This is a genomic window from Mesorhizobium sp. WSM4310, from assembly GCF_007003935.1.
Lineage (GTDB): Bacteria > Pseudomonadota > Alphaproteobacteria > Rhizobiales > Rhizobiaceae > Mesorhizobium.
The window spans coordinates 1-18,189 of the sequence record NZ_VFTA01000037.1 but is presented as its reverse complement, the minus strand read 5'-3'; the positions used below and the strand labels follow the sequence as shown (position 1 = coordinate 18,189).

At 63.2% G+C, this 18,189-nt stretch carries 15 protein-coding genes; 13 read left to right on the top strand and 2 right to left on the bottom strand.

Going from position 1 to position 18,189, the window contains the following annotated elements; all coding sequences use genetic code 11:
• Nucleotides 1–15: 15 nt before the first annotated feature.
• The gene (locus FJV80_RS28670) at nt 16–423 is read left to right on the top strand and encodes a F0F1 ATP synthase subunit epsilon (protein ID WP_095775824.1); all 408 of its coding nucleotides are present in this window, start codon (nt 16–18) and stop codon (nt 421–423) included.
• Between the two features lie 88 nt (nt 424–511).
• The gene (gene lepB / locus FJV80_RS28665) at nt 512–1,489 is read left to right on the top strand and encodes a signal peptidase I (RefSeq protein ID WP_246689072.1); all 978 of its coding nucleotides are present in this window, start codon (nt 512–514) and stop codon (nt 1,487–1,489) included.
• A 22-nt stretch (nt 1,490–1,511) separates the two neighbouring features.
• Here lepB and FJV80_RS28660 read toward each other — a convergent pair whose 3' ends face one another.
• Nucleotides 1,512–3,014: a mannitol dehydrogenase family protein gene (locus FJV80_RS28660; protein WP_142878051.1), complete on the bottom strand. Its 1,503-nt coding sequence runs from the start codon at nt 3,012–3,014 to the stop codon at nt 1,512–1,514.
• Between the two features lie 179 nt (nt 3,015–3,193).
• On the opposite strand from FJV80_RS28660, the gene uxaC reads away from it, so the two are divergent.
• The 8 genes from uxaC to FJV80_RS28620 are packed head-to-tail and all read left to right on the top strand — an operon-like array spanning nt 3,194 to nt 10,269.
• A complete protein-coding gene (uxaC, locus tag FJV80_RS28655; protein WP_142878050.1) occupies nt 3,194–4,600 on the top strand; it encodes a glucuronate isomerase in 1,407 nt (468 codons plus the stop codon).
• A gap of 34 nt (nt 4,601–4,634) precedes the next feature.
• Nucleotides 4,635–5,612 (top strand): TRAP transporter substrate-binding protein, encoded by a 978-nt coding sequence (locus FJV80_RS28650; protein WP_095790261.1) that lies wholly within the window; start codon nt 4,635–4,637, stop codon nt 5,610–5,612.
• Nucleotides 5,609–6,196 carry a TRAP transporter small permease gene (locus FJV80_RS28645; protein WP_179296570.1) on the top strand — a complete coding sequence of 196 codons (588 nt, stop codon included), beginning with the start codon at nt 5,609–5,611 and terminating at the stop codon, nt 6,194–6,196. The genes FJV80_RS28650 and FJV80_RS28645 overlap by 4 nt, the downstream gene beginning before the upstream one ends.
• Nucleotides 6,197–6,199: 3 nt before the next feature.
• Nucleotides 6,200–7,480 (top strand): TRAP transporter large permease, encoded by a 1,281-nt coding sequence (locus FJV80_RS28640; RefSeq protein WP_095790260.1) that lies wholly within the window; start codon nt 6,200–6,202, stop codon nt 7,478–7,480.
• A gap of 11 nt (nt 7,481–7,491) precedes the next feature.
• Entirely contained in the window at nt 7,492–8,265 is a 774-nt protein-coding gene (locus FJV80_RS28635; RefSeq protein WP_095790259.1) for a FadR/GntR family transcriptional regulator, read from the top strand.
• A 22-nt stretch (nt 8,266–8,287) separates the two neighbouring features.
• Nucleotides 8,288–9,139, top strand: coding sequence for a 5-dehydro-4-deoxy-D-glucuronate isomerase (kduI, locus tag FJV80_RS28630; protein ID WP_095790258.1), 852 nt, complete (start codon nt 8,288–8,290; stop codon nt 9,137–9,139).
• Complete coding sequence (gene kduD, locus FJV80_RS28625) at nt 9,136–9,900, top strand: 2-dehydro-3-deoxy-D-gluconate 5-dehydrogenase KduD (RefSeq protein WP_095790257.1); 765 nt, start codon at nt 9,136–9,138, stop codon at nt 9,898–9,900. The genes kduI and kduD overlap by 4 nt, the downstream gene beginning before the upstream one ends.
• A 9-nt stretch (nt 9,901–9,909) precedes the next feature.
• Nucleotides 9,910–10,269 (top strand): cupin domain-containing protein, encoded by a 360-nt coding sequence (locus FJV80_RS28620; RefSeq protein ID WP_095775816.1) that lies wholly within the window; start codon nt 9,910–9,912, stop codon nt 10,267–10,269.
• Between the two features lie 233 nt (nt 10,270–10,502).
• Here the strand turns inward: FJV80_RS28620 and FJV80_RS28615 are convergent, their stop codons facing one another.
• Complete coding sequence (locus FJV80_RS28615) at nt 10,503–11,924, bottom strand: coniferyl aldehyde dehydrogenase (protein WP_095793978.1); 1,422 nt, start codon at nt 11,922–11,924, stop codon at nt 10,503–10,505.
• Nucleotides 11,925–12,177: 253 nt separating this feature from the next.
• Between FJV80_RS28615 and recQ the strand changes: the two genes are divergently transcribed.
• From recQ to FJV80_RS28595, 3 genes are all read left to right on the top strand, one after another.
• A complete protein-coding gene (gene recQ / locus FJV80_RS28610) occupies nt 12,178–14,016 on the top strand; it encodes a DNA helicase RecQ (RefSeq protein ID WP_142878049.1) in 1,839 nt (612 codons plus the stop codon).
• Between the two features lie 1,567 nt (nt 14,017–15,583).
• Complete coding sequence (locus tag FJV80_RS28600) at nt 15,584–16,540, top strand: DUF1403 family protein (RefSeq protein WP_063169437.1); 957 nt, start codon at nt 15,584–15,586, stop codon at nt 16,538–16,540.
• A gap of 2 nt (nt 16,541–16,542) precedes the next feature.
• Nucleotides 16,543–17,205: an SMC-Scp complex subunit ScpB gene (locus tag FJV80_RS28595; protein WP_063169436.1), complete on the top strand. Its 663-nt coding sequence runs from the start codon at nt 16,543–16,545 to the stop codon at nt 17,203–17,205.
• The last annotated feature ends 984 nt before the right edge of the window (nt 17,206–18,189 follow it).

Below are 18,189 nucleotides of genomic sequence, written 5' to 3'. Positions count from 1 at the left end.
ACTCACTAAATTGACATGGCTGAAGCTTTCAAATTCGAACTGGTCTCGCCGGAGCGCCTGCTGGTTTCCGCTGAGGTCGAATCCGTCGTCATTCCGGGTGCCGAAGGCGAGATGACCGTGATGGCGCATCACGCGCCGGTCATGACCACGATCAAGCCGGGTGTCGTCACGGTGAAGACCGCTTCGGGCGGTGAAGAACGCTATGTCGTGTTCGGCGGTTTCGCCGACATCGTTCCGGCCGGCTGCACGCTGCTGGCAGAATCGGCTGTCGCCGTGAAGGATGTCGACCGCGCCGATCTCGCCCGCCGCATCCAGGAAGCCAAGGAAGATGCCGCCGACGCCAAGGACGACCAGGCGCGCAGCAAGGCCGAGCAGTTCCTTAGCCAGCTGACCACGCTGGAAGGCGCGATTCTTCCGGCCTGAAACTTGCTTCCAATGACTGATTGAAAAGCGGGGCCTTGCCTCGCTTTTTTGTTTGTTGGACAGTCGGACTTGGCGAGGGGGACGGCCGATGACCAACGAAACAGCTGCGCGAGAACCAGCTTCGCGATCCCGGTGGTCGACCGCTCTGGTATCGGCGTTTGGCGGTCCCTTCGGTGGGTTCCTCTGGATCGGCAGCGGCAGACTGGCGGTCGCCAGCCTGATGGTGTTCAGCGCCATCTTTTTCGCGTGTGTCTATACAGGATTTCCGGTGTTGCCGGGCGTCGATCTTGGCCCGGTAGCCAACCTTTCCAGTATTGGTTTGATGCTCCTGTCGGTCGGGCTCGTTGTGCCCTTCACGCGTCGCTTCAAGCCCGACAAGTGGTTTGCGCACGGGCTTTGGGTGCTGGTGCTTGTCTTTTTGACCACTTACCCGTTTGCATTTTCAATACGCGCGTTCCTGTTCCAGCCGTTTTCCATGCCGTCCGGCAGCATGGCGCCGACGCTGGTGGAGGGAGACTATTTCTTTGTCTCCAAATTCGCCTACGGCTACGGTCGCTACAGTGTGCCCTTTGGGCTGTTGCCGGTCGATGGCCGCATATTCGGCGCCGAGCCAAGGCGAGGCGATATCATGGTTTTCAGGGTGCCGACTAACCCAGACATAGACTACGTCAAGAGACTCATCGGTTTGCCCGGTGACAGGATTCAGATGATCGATGGCGTGCTCCACATTAACGGTGTGGCGGTGAAGCTTGAGGCTGTCGGCGATTATTCGTCGGAAGAGGTAAAATCGGCGAAGCTACAGCGGGAAATACTGCCGGAGGGAGTTTCCTATCTGGTGATCGACCTGGCCGACAATTCGGTCGGCGACAACACACGCGAGTTTGTGGTGCCCGTGGGAGAGTATTTCACGTTGGGCGACAATCGCGACAACTCCAACGACAGCCGCTTCCAAATGGGCCTCGTTCCCTACGAAAATCTCGTCGGCAAGGCGGTGCGCCTGTTCTGGAATTCGCGAGGCGTGGAATATTCTTCCCGGCAGACGTTGGACGGTTCGGCTGCCAAATAGCCCGTATCGGGTCCCGCCTTGACTATTCAGTTCCTATTCCCAACGCGGCGAAGGCCAGTGTCGGACCGTCCCGTCGCAGGTGAACGAGATGGACGGCCACGAGTTCAATCAGCGTCTGGCGCTCGGCGTGATCCCTGGCGAAGCCGGCCAAGTCGAACACCACCGTCACGGTTTCGTTCGCCGGCAATTGCTGGTCCAAAAGCGCCGTCAACGCCGCATCGAGCGGGTCGGTGAAATGGTTTTCGGGCAAGGTTTTTCCGCGTGCGGCGCAGGCGGCGATCCAGGCCGCCACCACCAGCGTGAGATGCACGAACTCAGTACCGGCTTCGAGGCATTCGATGGCGGAGGCGATGATGCGCTGCGGCAGTTTCTGGCTGCCATCATTGGCGATCTGCGCCGTGCGGTGGGCGAGCGCGGTGTTTGAAAAACGCTCGGCAAGCTCGGCCGTGTAGGTCGCCGTGTCGAGCCCGGCATCTTCCGGCAATGTCGGGATGGCCTCTGCCCATAGCCCGTCGACGAACTTCCGGATCGCCGGATCGGCGAAAGCGCGGTCGACAGTGGCGTGGCCGCTGAGCAGGCCGAGATAGGCGATGCCCGAATGCGCGCCGTTGAGCAGCCTGAGCTTCATGTCCTCGAAGGGGCCGACATCGCCGACCATGGTGACGCCGAACTTTTCCCAGTCCGGCCTGCCCGCCGGAAAATTGTCCTCGACCACCCATTGGCGGAAGGGCTCGGTCATCACGGGCCAGGCATCGTTGACACCGAGTTCGCCAGCGATGCGTGCCCGGTCGGCGTCGGTGGTTGCCGGCACGATGCGATCGACCATGCTCGACGGAAAGGCGACCTCATTCGCGATGTGGTCGGTGATCCTGGTGTCGCCTGCCGTGGCAAACCTGGCATCGCGCAGCTCGGCGAATTCGGTCAGCAGCCGATGCAGTGTGGCGCCGTTGGCCGGCAGGTTGTCGCAGCACAGCACGGTGAAGGGCGCGGTGCCGGCGGCCAGTCTCCGGGCGAGCGCCTCGGCGAGGAAACCATGCGCCGTCTTCGGCATCCGCGGATTGGCCAGATCATGGATGATATCGGGATGAGCGGTGTCCAATCCGCCGCCCGCGGCCCTGAGATAGGCCTTTTCGGTGATGGTCAGCGTGACGATGCGGGTGCGCGGATCGGTCAGCGCGGCCAGCACCGCGCCCGGGTCTTCCGGTGCCACCAGCATCGACTGGATAGAGCCGATGACGCGCAGCTCCTCCTCGCCACTGCTGCGGATCGCCAGCGTGTAGAGCCCGTCCTGCGGCGACAGCGCGTCGCGCGTGTCGGGGCTGCGCAAGGAGACGCCGACGATGCCCCACTCCGTTTCGCCCGCCGCCAGGCACTCGTCGACATAGGCGGCCTGATGGGCGCGATGGAAGGCGCCGACGCCGAGATGCACGATGCCCGGCGCAACCGTGCCGCGATCATATCGAGGTGCGACGACCCCGGCCGGCAGCGCATGCGCCGTGCGGTTGGAAAGGCGGCGGTCTGTCATCGGTACGCGGCGCTCGTCTGACTGGTGATCTTGCTGGGCGGATCGGCAACCGACGTAACATCGCCGGCCTTTGCCCACAATGCTCAGCTTTGCTCAAAAGTCATCATACAACAGTCTAATTTTTGTATGTTGACATAATTTGTAGCCGACCCTACCGATAGCGCCCTGGGAGGATCGCCGTGGCGCTGACCGATGCGGATTTGCTGTTTCCCGCCGAGGGGCATCCGCGCTCGATCGCCCGCGATCTCTATGCCGGGATCAAAGACCTGCCGCTCGTCAGCCCGCACGGCCACACCGATCCGCGCTGGTACGCGCTCAACGAGCCATTCCCGGACCCTGCGCAATTGCTTATCGTCCCGGACCACTACATCTTCCGTATGCTGTTCAGTCAGGGCGTTCGGCTCGAGGATCTCGGCGTGCCGACCCTCGAAGGCGCGCCGGTGGAGACCGACGGCAGGACGATCTGGCGACGCTTCGCCGAACACTATTATCTCTTCCGTGGCACGCCGACCCGGCTGTGGTTCGACCATGTGCTCGCCGATCTGTTCAGTATCGAAGAGCCGCTGGATGCAACGACGGCCGACCGCCATTACGACACGATCGCGACGGTGCTGCAGTGGGAGAATTTCCGCCCGCGTGCGCTGTTCGAGCGCTTCAACATCGAGGTCATCTCGACCACCGAAGGCGCGCTCGACGATCTCAGATGGCACCAGATGATCCGCGACAGCGGCTGGGAAGGCCGCGTTATCACCGCCTATCGGCCGGATGCCGTCGTCGATCCCGACTTCGAAGGGTTTTCGGCCAATCTCGACCGGCTCGGCGAAATCACAGGCTGCGATACGGGGCGCTGGGCCGGCTATCTCGAGGCGCATCGCCAGCGGCGCGCCTTCTTCAAGAGCTTCGGTGCGACCTCGTCGGATCATGGCCACCCGACGGCCGAGACCGCCAATCTTTCCGATGCGGCGGCGCAGGAGCTGTTCGACCGCATCCGCCGCGGCTCGCAGGATGAGCGCGAGCGCAAACTGTTTCGCGCCCAGATGCTGACCGAGATGGCCAAGATGAGCAAGGATGACGGGCTGGTGCTGCAGATCCACCCCGGCTCCTGGCGCAATCATTCGCCTTCCATTTTCCAGAGATTCGGCCGCGACAAGGGTTTCGATATTCCGACCCGGACCGATTATGTGACGGCGCTGAAGCCGTTGCTCGATTGCGTCGGGCTGGAGCGCGACCTGACCGTCATCCTCTTCACGCTCGACGAGACCAGCTATGCGCGCGAACTGGCGCCGCTGGCCGGCGTCTACCCGGCGCTGAAGCTCGGGCCGGCGTGGTGGTTCCATGACAGCCCCGAAGGCATGCGCCGCTTCCGCGAGATGACGACCGAGACGGCAGGCTTCTACAACACCGTCGGCTTCAACGACGACACCCGCGCCTTTCCCTCGATACCGGCGCGCCACGACGTGGCGCGGCGTGTCGATTGCGCATTCCTGGCGCGGCTCGTCGCCGAACATCGATTGCGCGAGGGCGAGGCGCATGAACTGGCCCGCGACCTTGCCTACACGCTCGCGAAGAAAGCGTACCGGCTGTGAGCCGGGCGTTTCGGTTTTCAAAGGGAGGAAAGTCATGGCGCATTTTTCGAAACTGATGGCAGCCACATTCGCCTTCGGCTCGCTGCTGGTCGGCATTGCCAACGCCGGGACCGTATTGCGATCGTCGGATACGCATCCGGACGGCTATCCGACGGTCGAGGCGGTCAAATACATGGGCGACCTGATCAAGCAGCGCACCAATGGCCGCTATTCGGTCGAGGTCTATCATTCGGCGCAACTTGGCGAGGAGAAGGACACGATCGAGCAGACGCAGGCCGGGGTCATCGACCTCGACCGCGTCTCGATGGGGCCTTTCAACGGCATCGTGCCGGAGACCGCAGTGCCGTCACTGCCCTACATGTTCCGTTCGGTCGAGCACATGCGCCACGTCATGGACGGACCCATCGGCGACCAGATCCTGAAGGCCTTCGAAACGCATGATCTCGTCGGTCTGGCCTTCTACGATTCCGGGGCGCGTTCCTTCTACAACACCAAGAAGGACATCACCTCGATCGCCGACCTGAAAGGCATGAAGTTCCGCGTCATCCAGTCGGACGTGTTTGTCGACATGGTCAATGCGCTGGGCGCCAATGCCACGCCGATGGCCTATGGCGAGGTCTATTCGGCGTTGCAGACCGGCGTCATCGACGGTGCCGAGAACAATTGGCCGAGCTTCGAATCCGCCAAACATTATGAAGTCGCGAAGCACTATACGATGGACCAGCACCAGATCGTGCCGGAAGTGCTCGTCATGTCGAAGGCAAGCTGGGAGAAGCTCTCGCCGGAAGACCAGGGGATCGTGCGGCAAGCGGCCAAGGACAGCGTCGTCAAGATGCGCGAACTGTGGGACGCGCAGGAGAAGAAGTCGCGCGGCATCGTCGAGAAGGCCGGCGTCAAGGTCAGCGAAATCGACAAGCAGCCGCTGATCGATGCGATGAAACCGGTCTACGACAAGTATCTGTCGACGCCCGAGCTGAAGGACCTGGCCGCGCGTATACAGGCCGAGAAATGAGCGGGACGGGCAACGGGCCGAGCAGCGCGGAAACCACCGCGCTGCCTTCGATCAACGCGGCCAAGGGGTTCTGGCGCGGTGTGGAGCGCGTGCTCTCCGGGCTCGCCCGGCTGGCCCTGTGGGTCAGCGGCGCCGGATTGACGCTGATGACGATCATCATCTTCTGGCAGGTTTTCTCGCGCTATATGCTGAACCGCTCGCCGAGCTGGACGGAATCCTTTTCCGTGCTCCTGATGGGCTGGTTCATCTTCCTGGGTGCGGCCGTCGGCGTGCGTGAACGCACGCATCTCGGCTTCGATGTGCTGCTTTATGTCCTGCCCACCTCGGCCAAGGCGGTGCTGCGCAGCATTTCGGACATCGTCGTGTTCGCTTTCGGTGCCGGCATGATCGTCTACGGGGTCCAACTGGCCAAACTGACATGGAACACGGTGATGCCTTCGCTTGCGCTGCCCGGCGGCGTCAGCTTCCTGCCGGTCATTTTGGGTGGTGCGTTGGTCTGCCTGTTTTCACTGGAGCGGCTGGCCGGGCGTTTTGCCGGCCTGCCCGTCGACGCGGATATCTATGCAACCGGCGAGGAGCTTTGAACAATGGCGCTGGCCGTCCTCTTCGGTACATTCGTGTTCCTGCTGGTCATCGGCACGCCGATCGCGTTCTGTCTCGGCGTCGCCAGCTTCGCGACGATCCTGACGCTCGGCCTGCCGCCCGTCGTGGTGTTCCAGCGGCTCAATTCCGGCGTCAGCGTCTTTTCGCTCATGGCCATCCCGTTCTTCATCTTCGCGGGCGACCTGATGGTGCGCGGTGGCATCGCCGCGAGGCTGGTGGCGCTGGCGGGATCGCTGGTCGGCCATCTGCGCGGCGGCCTCGGGCAGGTCAACATAGCGGCCTCGACGATGTTTGGCGGCATTTCCGGCTCGGCGGTCGCGGATGCTTCGGCGGTCGGCGGGCTGATGATCCCGCAGATGAAGGCGCGCGGCTACGGCATCGACTACGCCGTCAACATCACCTCGGTCGGCGCAATCATCGCCCTTTTGATTCCGCCCTCGCACAATATGATCATCTATTCCATCTCTGCTGGCGGCCGCATCTCGATCGCGGACCTTTTCACGGCTGGCGTCCTGCCGGGTCTGCTGCTGGCGCTGTCGCTGATGGTAACGGCGTATTGGGTCGCAAGCCGCCGAGGGTATCCGACGGAACCCTTCGCCGGCTTCGGCCGGGCGTTGCAGTTGCTTGTCGCCGCCATTCCCGGCCTCATCCTGATAGGCATAATCTTCGGCGGCGTCAGGTCCGGCGTCTTCACCGCGACCGAAAGCTCGTGCATCGCCATCGTCTATGCTTTCCTGGTGACGTTGATCGTCTACCGCTCGATGAGTTGGGGCGATTTCGTCGCGGCCACGACGGCGGCGGTGCGTACCACCGCCATGGTGCTGATGATCATCGGCTGTGCGGCTGCCTTCGGCTGGTTGCTCGCCTATCTTCGCGTGCCGGCCGCGCTCGTCGCCTTCCTGCAATCGGTGTCCAGCGACAAGCTGGTCATTCTCCTGCTGATCAATGTCGTGCTTTTGATCCTCGGCACCTTCATGGACATGTCGCCGCTGATCATCATCACGACCCCGATCTTCTTGCCGGTCGTCATGGCCTATGGCGTCGATCCCGTCCATTTCGGCGTGATCCTCATCCTCAATCTCGGCATCGGCCTTTGCACGCCGCCGGTCGGCGCGGTTCTGTTCGTCAGCTGCGCCATCGGCCGTATCCCGATCTGGACAGCGATGCGCTCGATCTGGCCATTCTATGGAGCGGCCTTCGTCGTGCTGATGCTTGTCACCTACGTGCCGGAAATTTCATTGTGGCTGCCGAGCCTGTTCCACTAGGAGATCGCCACGTGTCCGATACCGCGCGCGACCTCAGGGTCGAGAGAAAACCCAAGCTGTCGGAGACCGTCGTGGCGGCGATCCGCAGGCAGCTTCAGGCGGGCGAGATCCTGGCCGGCCACAAACTGCCCACCGAAGGCCAACTGACCGAAACCTTCGGCGTCAGCCGCACCGTCATCCGCGAGGCCTTGGCCAAGCTTGCCGCCGACGGCCTGGTCGAGCCGCGCCAGGGCGCCGGCGTCTTCGTCACCGAGCACATCTCGACGATGTTCGGTGCGCTTGCCGCCGACATGGGTAGCAAGGATTCGATCGCCCTCAACGTGCTCGAAGTGCGCCTGGCGATCGAGATCGAATCGGCCGGGCTCGCCGCCATCCGCCGCAACGCCGCTCAGGAGGCGGCGATCCAGGAAGCCTTCTTTGAATTCGAGCGGCTGCTGCTCGCCAGCGAGCCGACCGGTCCGGCCGATCTTGCCTTCCACCGCGCCATCGCCAGCGCCACCAACAATCCGTTCTACGTCGAGATGCTCGACGTGCTCGGCCGCCGCGCCATTCCGTGCGACGTGACCTCACCCTGGTCCACCGAACTGGTGCAGTCCGACAGCTATCAGCGCGGGCTGCAGCGCGAGCATCTGGTGATCCTCGATGCGATTACATCGGGCGATGCCGAAGCCGCGCGCGAGGCGATGCGCGCCCATCTGGGCGCCAGCCAGCAACGCTACCGAGAGCGTCTGCACGCGCGACAGGCTTATTACGCCAGTTCGGTCAAGGCGGCCGCCGGCGAATGATCCATCGGAAGTCAGGACGGAAATGAGCCAGAACCATACCGACTATACATCGCGCTTCGCCATTGATCCGGTTGCCGCCGCGGCCATGGGAACGGACGAACTGCGGCACAATTTCCACATCGGGGACCTGTTCCAGCCAGGCCGCATCAACCTGACCTACACTCATTATGACCGCATGGTCGTCGGTGGCGCCATGCCGGTGGCGACAGCGTTGCGGCTGGAAGCGATCAAACCGACCGGGACCAAAGGTTTTCTCGATCGTCGCGAACTGATCGCCGTCAACATCGGCGGCGCCGGCACGATCGAAGCAGGCGGCCAGTCCTTCGAATTGCAGGCGCGCGACATGCTCTATCTCAGCATGGGCACCAATGATGTGGCGTTCGCCTCGGATGACAAGGCCGCGCCGGCCAAGTTCTACCTGCTCAGCGCGCCAGCGCACCAGGCACATCCCAACCGGCTGATCCGCGTCAGTGATGCCAGGCGCCTCGACCTCGGCAGCAAGGATGCCTGCAACGAGCGCTCGATCTTCCAGTTCATCCATGCCGAAGGGGCACAGACCTGCCAGCTTGTCGTCGGCATGACGCAGCTGGCGCCCGGCTCCATCTGGAACACCATGCCGTGCCATGTGCACGACCGCCGCATGGAGGCCTATCTTTACTTCGACCTGGCCGAGGCGGCACGCGTCTTCCATTTCATGGGCGAGCCGGACGAAACGCGCCATATCGTCATGCGCAACGAGGAAGCGGTGCTGTCGCCGGGCTGGTCGATCCATTCGGGCGCGGGCACCTCCAACTATGCCTTCATCTGGGCCATGGCCGGTGACAATGTCGACTATACCGACATCGAGCCCGTGACGATGGAAGAGCTGCGGTGAGCGATCTCTCCGCCTTCAGCCTGGCCGGCAAGCGCATTCTCGTCACCGGCGCCAACACCGGCATCGGCCAAGGCATTGTCCTCTCGATCGCGCGCGCGGGCGGCACGGTGGTCGGCGTCGGCCGCTCGTCGATGGACGATACGGCGAGCAAGGTCGCGGCCATCGGCGCCAGGTTCGAAGCGGTGAGCGCCGACCTTGCCGACACGGCGGCCGCCGGACCGATGCTGGATCGGGTGTGGGACGAAAGCGGGCCGCTCGACGGGCTGGTCAACAATGCCGGCATCATCCGGCGCGCCGATGCCGTCGATCTGGCCGAGACCGACTGGGACGACGTCATGGACGTCAATTTGAAGACGGTGTTTCTGCTTTGCCAGTCCTTCGCCAGGCGCGCGCTTGCCGATGGTCGCCGGGGCAAGATCGTCAACATTGCCTCGGTGCTGAGTTTCCAGGGTGGCATCCGCGTCGCCTCCTACACCGCCTCGAAACACGGCGTGCTCGGCATCACCCGCCTGCTCGCCTGCGAATGGGCGGCCAAGGGCATCAATGTCAATGCCATCGCCCCGGGCTATGTCGAGACCAACAACACGCACGCGCTGCGGGCCGACCCCGATCGCAGCGCCGCCATTCTCGGGCGCATTCCAGCGGGGCGGTGGGGCGAGCCGTCGGACATTGGCGATGCCGCCGTCTTCCTGCTGGCACGGGCTTCCGACTATATGCATGGCGCCGCGGTTCCGGTGGATGGCGGCTGGCTGGCGCGCTGAGGAGAGGACATGACCAAGACCAAGATCTTCGCGCATGCCGGCGAGGGCGCCTGGACGCCGACGGCAGACGGCAACAGGCGGCGCGTTCTCCTCTCCACCGATGAGCTGATGCTGGTTGAATTCGGCTTCGACAAGGGTGGCGTCGGCGCCTTGCATTCGCACCCGCATGTCCAGTCAAGCTATGTCGCCGAGGGCCGTTTCGAGGTGACCATCGACGGGCGGACGGAAATTCTCGAGGCCGGCGGCAGCTTCATCGTGCCGTCCGGTCTGGTGCATGGCGTCAAGGCGCTGGAAGCGGGACGGCTGGTCGACAGCTTTACGCCGCACCGTGCCGATTTTCTTGCTCTAAATCAAAGCGATAGAGCATGATGTCGTCCGAAAACCGCTTCACAGTTTTCGGCATCATGCTTTAGCCGAGGACTTGGCCAGCCAAATCTGGGAGATCGAGTGCGGGCGCATGACCCGCGCCCCAAAAGAGGCGCGGGTTGTTGCCTGGGCGCTTGTGGCGCCGCGGTACTCAAGACATGACCGCAGGATGTGAAGACTGCCGCATCGTGGTGAAGATACGCTTAATGCGCCGTACAACCGACGGCTGCCTTCGGTCAGGTGATGTGCCGGAGCAGGCTGAAAATCCGCTCGAACGTCTTGCCGTAGGGCGGGCGCAGCAGGGCGCCGGCGCTCAGGCGCGACTGCAGGAAAACCGGCTTCTCCTTGCTGAAGGTGCGGAACCCCCATTCGCCGTGATAGGCGCCCATGCCGCTGGCGCCGACGCCGCCGAAAGGCTGGTTCTCCTGCACCAGATGCAGCATGCAGTCGTTGACGGTGACGCCGCCGGCGACGGTCTCGCGCAAGATACGCCGGCGGTTGGTGCTGTCGTTGCCGAACCAGTAGAGCGCCAGCGGCCGGTCGGCCTGGTTCACATGGCTGATCGCCTCGTCGACGGTGGCATATTCGACGATCGGCAGCACCGGGCCGAAAATCTCCTCGCGCATCAGCCGCAAATCCGGGCCGGCATTGCTGACCAGGGTCGGCAAAAGTTTGCGGCTCGCGGCGCCGAAGTCCTCGCCGGCCGGATTGATTTCGACGACATCGGCACCGGCATCGCGGGCTTCCGCGATCATGGCGCGCAGGCGCTGAAAATGCCGGTCGCTGATGATGGCGGTGTAGTCGGGGTTGTCGCGCAGCGTCGGGTAGAGCCGCGCCACCGCGGCAGCGAGTTTGGCGGCGACCGTGCCGGCCTGCCCCTTGGGCACCAGCAGATAGTCCGGTGCGATGCAGGTCTGCCCGGCATTGAGCAGCTTGCCATAGGCGATGCTGGCCGTTGCCGCATCGAGATCGCAGGAGGGATCGAAGATCGCCGGCGACTTGCCGCCGAGTTCGAGCGTGACCGGAGTGAGGTTGGCGGCCGCGGCGATCGCGACCTGGCGGCCGACCGCGGTCGAGCCGGTGAACAGCAGATGATCGAACGGCATCGACACGAAGGCCTTGCCCATCTCGGCATCGCCGGGGATGACGCTCAACTCGTCCCAGGCGAAGTGCTCGCCGGCCAGCCTGGCGAGCAGCGCGGAGAAGGCCGGCGTCAGTTCGGACGGCTTTACCAGCACGCGGTTGCCGGCGGCGAGCGCTGCCGTGACCGGCGCGACGGCAAGCTGGAACGGGTAGTTCCAGGGCGACACGATGCCGACGACGCCGAGCGGCTGTGGCACGAGGCGATTGCGGCCCGGCAGGAACGGCAAGGTGGTGGCGACACGACGTTCCCGCATCCAGCCGCTCAGATGAGACAGCGTGTGGCGGATGCCGGCGCGCACGACAAACAGTTCGGCAAGGCGCGTCTCATGCGCCGAGCGGCCGCCAAAGTCGGCACCGATCGCGGCGCAGATCTCCGCCTCATGCTGCTCGGTCAAAGCTAGCAGGCGCTTCAGCCGGTCTTTGCGAACACTCAGGTCCGGAAAGGGCTGCTTCTCGAAGGCCGTACGCTGCAGCTGGAACCGTTCACCCAGGACATCCTGTCTCACCTGCAGCATCGCGCCCTCCCTGGCTTTTGCCGGCCAAGCTTACATCCAAGCGCGAAGGAATCCAGCGGGGGTGCAGGTGTCGCGGGGGAAGGTGTGCCTTCCCGGGCCACGGCCAATCAGTCCGCCGTCAACATGGATGACCGTTCCGGTTGTGTTCCGAGGATAGCTGCGCTACTCCAAAGGTTCACGCGGAGAGCATCTTGATCGATTCCCACATCCTCTCCCATCCCCGAAAAATCGCTTCCCGTCCGGTGTCCGACTGATGTCGGCACAGGCAGCGAGTGTCCGGGCGGAGGATCCCAAGCGGCGCGTCCTGAAGGACGTGTTCGGCTTCGACGATTTCCGCCCCGGCCAGGCCGATGTCATGGACGCGCTGCTCGGCGGGCGCCATGTGCTGGCCGTCATGCCGACGGGTGCGGGCAAATCGCTTTGCTACCAGGTGCCGGCGCTGGTCATGGGCGGGCTCGCCCTGGTCGTGTCGCCGCTGGTGGCGCTGATGCAGGATCAGGTCGCGGCCTTGCGGCTGGCCGGCGTCGGCGCCGATACGATCAATTCCTCGCTCGACCGGGAAGCCAATGTCGCCGCCTGGCGCCGCGTGGCATCAGGCCAGACGCGGCTGCTCTACCTGGCGCCGGAACGGCTGATGACCGAGCGGATGCTCGAGGCGCTTTCCAGGCTCGAAATCAGCCTGATCGCCATCGACGAGGCACATTGCATCTCGCAATGGGGGCCGGCGTTCCGGCCTGAGTATGAGGATCTGTCGCGCCTGCGCCACATCTTCCCCAACGTGCCGATCATCGCGGTGACGGCGACGGCGGATGAGAGCACGCGCAGCGATATCGAGGCACGGCTGTTCGCCGAGCGGGTCGAAACCCTGGTGCTGGGGTTCGACCGGCCCAACATCAAGCTCGCCATCGAATCCAAGCAGGACAGCAAGCGGCAATTGCTGCGTTTCATCGAGCGTCACCCGGGCAAGAGCGGCATCGTCTACTGCCTGTCGCGCAAGAAGACGGAGGAGATGGCGGCCTTCCTGGAAAAGAACGGCGTCACCGCGCTCGCCTATCACGCCGGCATGAGCAAGGAGGCGCGCGAGGCCAATCAAAACGCCTTCATGACGCTGTCGGGCGTCGTCATGGTGGCGACCATCGCCTTCGGCATGGGCATCGACAAGCCCGATGTCGCCTATGTCTTCCATACCGACATGCCGGGCAGCCTGGAGGCCTATTATCAGGAGATCGGCCGTGCCGGCCGTGACGGGCGCAAGGCCGAGGCGCATATGCTGTACGGCCTTGGCGACATCCGCATGCGCCGGCTGTTCATCGACGACGAGGATGCTGCGGTCGAGCACAAGAAGCGCGCGCATCGCCGGCTCGACACGCTGATCGGCTATTGCGAGACGGCGCAGTGCCGCCGCCAGGTGCTGCTCGGCTATTTCGGAGAAGAAGCCGAGCCTTGCGGCAATTGCGACAACTGCCTGGATCAGGTGCCGCGCGCCGATGGCGGCGCGGAAGCGCGCATCATCCTGGCCGCGGTCGCGCAGAGCGGCGAGCGCTTCGGCGCCGCCCATGTCATCGATATCCTGCTCCGCCATGAGACCGAGAAGATCCTGGCCCGCGGTCACCAGAAGCTCGCCAGCTTCGGCAGCGGCGCGGCGCACAAGAAGGATTTCTGGATATCGCTGATCCGGCAGCTCGTCGCCGGCGGTTTCCTCGAGCCGGATCCGAGCGGCCATGGCGGCCTCGCCATCGCCGAGAAAGGCCATGCGCTCGGCCGCGGCGAGATGCCGTTCCATTACCGTGTCGAGATGCGCAGCCGCGCCTTGCGCAAGATGCGGGCGGAGGGTTCGGGTGCCAACGCCGATGGCGTCGATGCCTCGCTGCTGGCCACGCTCAAATCCCTGCGGCTGCGCCTGGCCAAGGAGCGCCAGGTGCCGGCCTATGTGGTGTTTTCCGACCGCACGCTGATCGACATGGCCGAACGCCGCCCGCGCGACCTCGACGCCTTCGCCGAGGTCCATGGCGTGGGAGGGGCGAAGCTCAAGGAGTTCGGGGAGATTTTTGTCAAGGCGATTGCCGGACACCGGTCCGACGGGTCGGTCTGAAGCCCGCACCACATCCTGCAAGCTGTGAGGGTCACCAGCGGGAGCGCAACCGCTACTGGAATAAGCGGCCGCCGTACCCGTCGCGGAGCCCATCTTCATCTGTCACTCAAGAATGAAATAGAGCGGGGCAAGCATTGCGAATGCCGAGACAACGGTGAGCAATAGGTCTGTGACCATAAGCCCCCGCTCGGAATTCATGACCACTTTTACAGCGTGAGCAAAGCAACCAACCCCTCCGCCGCTCGTTGACCTAAGCTGGGATGATCCCTAGCCACCTCTTGGCCCGCCCTTGATCCCCATTCAGGGTGGGCTCTTTTTGCCTATTAGGCGGCAGCATTTCGATGCTGAGCAAGACCGCATCCTCAGACCGCCTTGCTTTTTTCGAAGAAGGTCGCCGCCGTGCAGTTGCCGGGGCTGGACCTAATACCTTCGTCGCAACCGCTCGACCTTGCGTCGCAATAAAAGTTTCGGAACTATTTTAGCGTATGCTAATTTAATCGCCATTGTCGCGGTCAGTTTATGCGTTTCGCAACAAGATTTCGGAGGAATGATAAGATGAGCGGCAACCGCGATGATCCACCAATTGAACGACGCTCACTTCCCCGGGCGGCCGTTCTAAAGGAGGGAACCATTGTCACAGAGGGTATGACAATCGCTTGCTCCGTCAGAAATCAACACGCTCATGGTGCGGAGCTACGGGTGGAGCCCGGCGTGGTTGTTCCCGAGCGGTTCGTCCTGCACGTCCCTGCGGATGGTGTCGAATATCGTGCCGTGGTGCGATGGAGGAAGAATGAGCGGCTTGGCGTACAGATCCATTGAAACAGCCATCAAGCAACTGGCCGAATTTATCGCGTCATGAGCACTCGCGGAATGCGCGATCCTGGATGCGATTGGTGATCAATGGCGGAGAGGGAGGGATTCCCTTTCACCTCTATGATACTGAAAATACTAGTCTTTTCGCGCTTTTTGTTACACAGTTTGTTACACAGCTACAACTACGATTTATAACCGCTCTAAGCTCGCAGCTTTTGGGCTCGCCTGCCCAATCCATCCGATCTGTCGAAACCGATGGCTTGTAGGACACTCCCGCGTGTGTACGTTGGGGCTTGGGTCAGAAGGTGACCCACAGCAAAGACGGGAGCGCCGCAGCGCAAAAGATCTCATCGGTCAAGGAACAGATAGTGAAGTAGCCTGTGACAATCGGCGCCAGCATCACCTCCAAAGCCGACCAGGAAAAACCCGCAAAAAACGTCGCCCTCAGATACCCCGTCGGCAATGAATATGGGACCGAAGTTGCGCGGCAGATCGGGCGTTAGATGCCTTCATGACATCTGAACCTGAGCAGGCTCCTACGCCGCGAGCCGGCACATTTCCGAACGGAGTTTCGTCCGGCTGCGCAAAAAGGTGCCCTGTCGAGACTTACTTGTTGGCCAAATGGCTTAGCAGGGACGAACTCGTGAAGAGATTGATAATGCAACACTATCAGTCGTTGTGCTGATCCGACAGGCTGTGCGTTTTGGCACGAAAATCATGGCGAAAAGCGCACCGGCACTTTACTCTCCAAATTATGATTCGCCTCGATCCCGCGACCGCCAGCTCCTCTGCGCCGCCCTCCGTTCCCGCGTGGGCGATCACAAGCGCCGGCGCGCCGAGTGACGGCGACGCCGCCTTCCGGGCCGGCGCCGCCCTGGGTGCCCTCGACACGCTCGCCCGCGCGCAGGCAGCCTGGGCCGGCGCTTGGCGGCAGCGGCTGGCGGTTCGCTGCGCCGCCTCCAGCATGCGGCTCGCCGGCCGCGCCGAGGATGCGGCCGCCTTGCGCGATGCCTGGCATTTGCGTCCCCTACGTGCTGACCCCGGTCCCGCAGGCGCCGTCTTTGGCGCCTGGCGGCAGTTGGCCAGGCAGCCGCCCGCCGCTACGCCCGGCCGGCTCGGGAAGATACTCGACCAGCTTGGCCTCCATTGGGACGGCGCCGCGCTCGCCGACCTTTGCACGCAGATCGAAAAACTCGGGGTATCCCAGCGGTCGGCGCCATTCGACGCCGCGGCGATCGCCGCTGAGGTCGTCGCCATGCGTCCCGATGCCGAAGTCTTTGGCTGGTGGCTCGCCGACCTGGTACTGGCGCAACGCCTGGGCTGGCCGCAGCCCCTGCCGCTCCTAATGGCGCAGGGTTTTGGACCATCTTTCCGCACCGAGGCCGGCGGTGGCCGGCGCATCCGGCCCGGGGACAAGAATTTTGAGCGGGCGGTTTGCATCGCGCTCGTCGCGGCCGCCGCGGACGCTTGTCGGTTGGCCGCCGAGCTGTCGCGCCGGGCCGAAAAACTCCTGGCGGTGGCGCCGAAACTGCGCGCCAAAGGCGCCGGCGACGTAATCTTTCTGCTGCTCAGTGAAGACGCCGTGTCCGGATCGCTGACGACGGACAATCTGTCGCGCTTTGCATCGCGACGGCTGTTCGAACGGCTGCAGCAACTGGAGGTCGTGCGCGAGCTCTCCGGCCGCCCCACATTCCGGCTGTTCGGGCTGTAGCGATGAGCGAAGCGTCCGCCCGCCGCAAGCCAAACGATCAGCCGGCGCTGCTCGACACCGAACTGGAACATCTGCCGCCGGAGCTGCGCTGGTGCGAATGGATGGCCCGCGTCGAAGCGGTGATCTTTGCGGCAAATGAACCGGTGACACGTAGTGTCCTCGCGCGGGTGGTGGGAAAAAACTGCAATATCGAGCTGATCATCGACGACATTCGCGCCGAACTCGCCGGCCGCCCTTACGAGCTGGTCGCGGTCGCCGGCGGCTGGCAGCACCGGACCAAAAAGGTTTTTGGCGACGCCATTCACGCAGCCTTCGGCACGGCAGCGGGCGAGGGAGCAAAAGAACTGTCGCAGGCGGAGGCGCTTGTCTTGATGTGCATTGCCTATTTCCAGCCGATCACCCGTGGCGAGCTGTCGAGCTTTTTCGGCAAGGAGGTGTCACGTGACCTGATCGGCGTGCTGCGCGCTGAGCAGCTGGTCGCCTCGGGGCCGCGCAGCCCGCAGCCGGGCGCGCCCTACACCTATGTGACGACCAAAACTTTTCTGTCGCAGTTCGGGCTCGACACGCTGCGCCAGCTGCCGGATTTCGAGGCGCTCGAGGACGCCGGGCTGCTGTCGAAGGAGAAGCTGCTGGATCATCCCAGGGTTTGCAGATATCGACGATGATGGCGCCAGCGCCGCGCTCGACGAATAGATGATCCCATCACGGCGGGACACACGCGATCTCGCCGCTCGTCACATAGAAGATTGCGCCACGCACGCCGTCTGGTCTCGCCGGCTGGGTCCTTCGCGTGACGGAAGGGAGGTGGCGGCACGCGTCCGCTTGTCGATGAAGGATAAGCGAACAGGCAATTGATCGAGCCTGGTCGCACATGTCGATCACCATTGAGAGCTCTCGAAGGGAGAAAGTTCAATTGAACCACGTCTACCTTGAGCTTCTCGCGACGATTGAGGCGTTAAGATCCAGCCCATCGGGGCGACCATTCAGACGCTGATGGACAAGGTTCGCGACCTTTCACAGACGATCAAAGCCCTGAAAGACGATCTCCACCAGACAGCCGGCTATGGCCTGCTAAGAACCTAGCCAGCCGGCGAGTGCCCATCCCGGCCATTGTCAGCGAGGCGGCCATCCCAACAAGATCGCCTTGCCGCCACCGCCAATGGCGGATGCTGACAGCAGCGCCATAAGAACGCCAACGTAGATGGGGAAGATCATCCTCGGGCTATTCGTCCTTCCAAATGACAGTCTTCCCCCGAAAATCCCAATGAAATTTGAGGTTGGCTTTCAGTACCTCGGTGGGGATCCTCGGCTCGATCGCTGTGTGGAGAGCGTTATACGTTTCTCGGCAGAAGCTCGGCGGCGGGACATTCAGCTTGTACCCCGACGGGTACCTAAAATCTTGCTGAGAATTCATCAGGTCAAGGTTGTTGGCAATCATCTTCACGTTCCCAATCGGCGGCATTCCTAGGGCCACTGCGGCTTCGTAAATGTCCTCGATCTTGTGACCGAAGCCGAGCCGGAGACCGCGTTTCGACACGCCCTTTGAAGCTAGATACGCTTTCAAGAGGAGTTCTAGGTGTGAGCTTTCGAGAGGTTGTCCATTCGGACCGGACCGAGGAGACTGGAGTTACCACGCTTCAGCATCCATC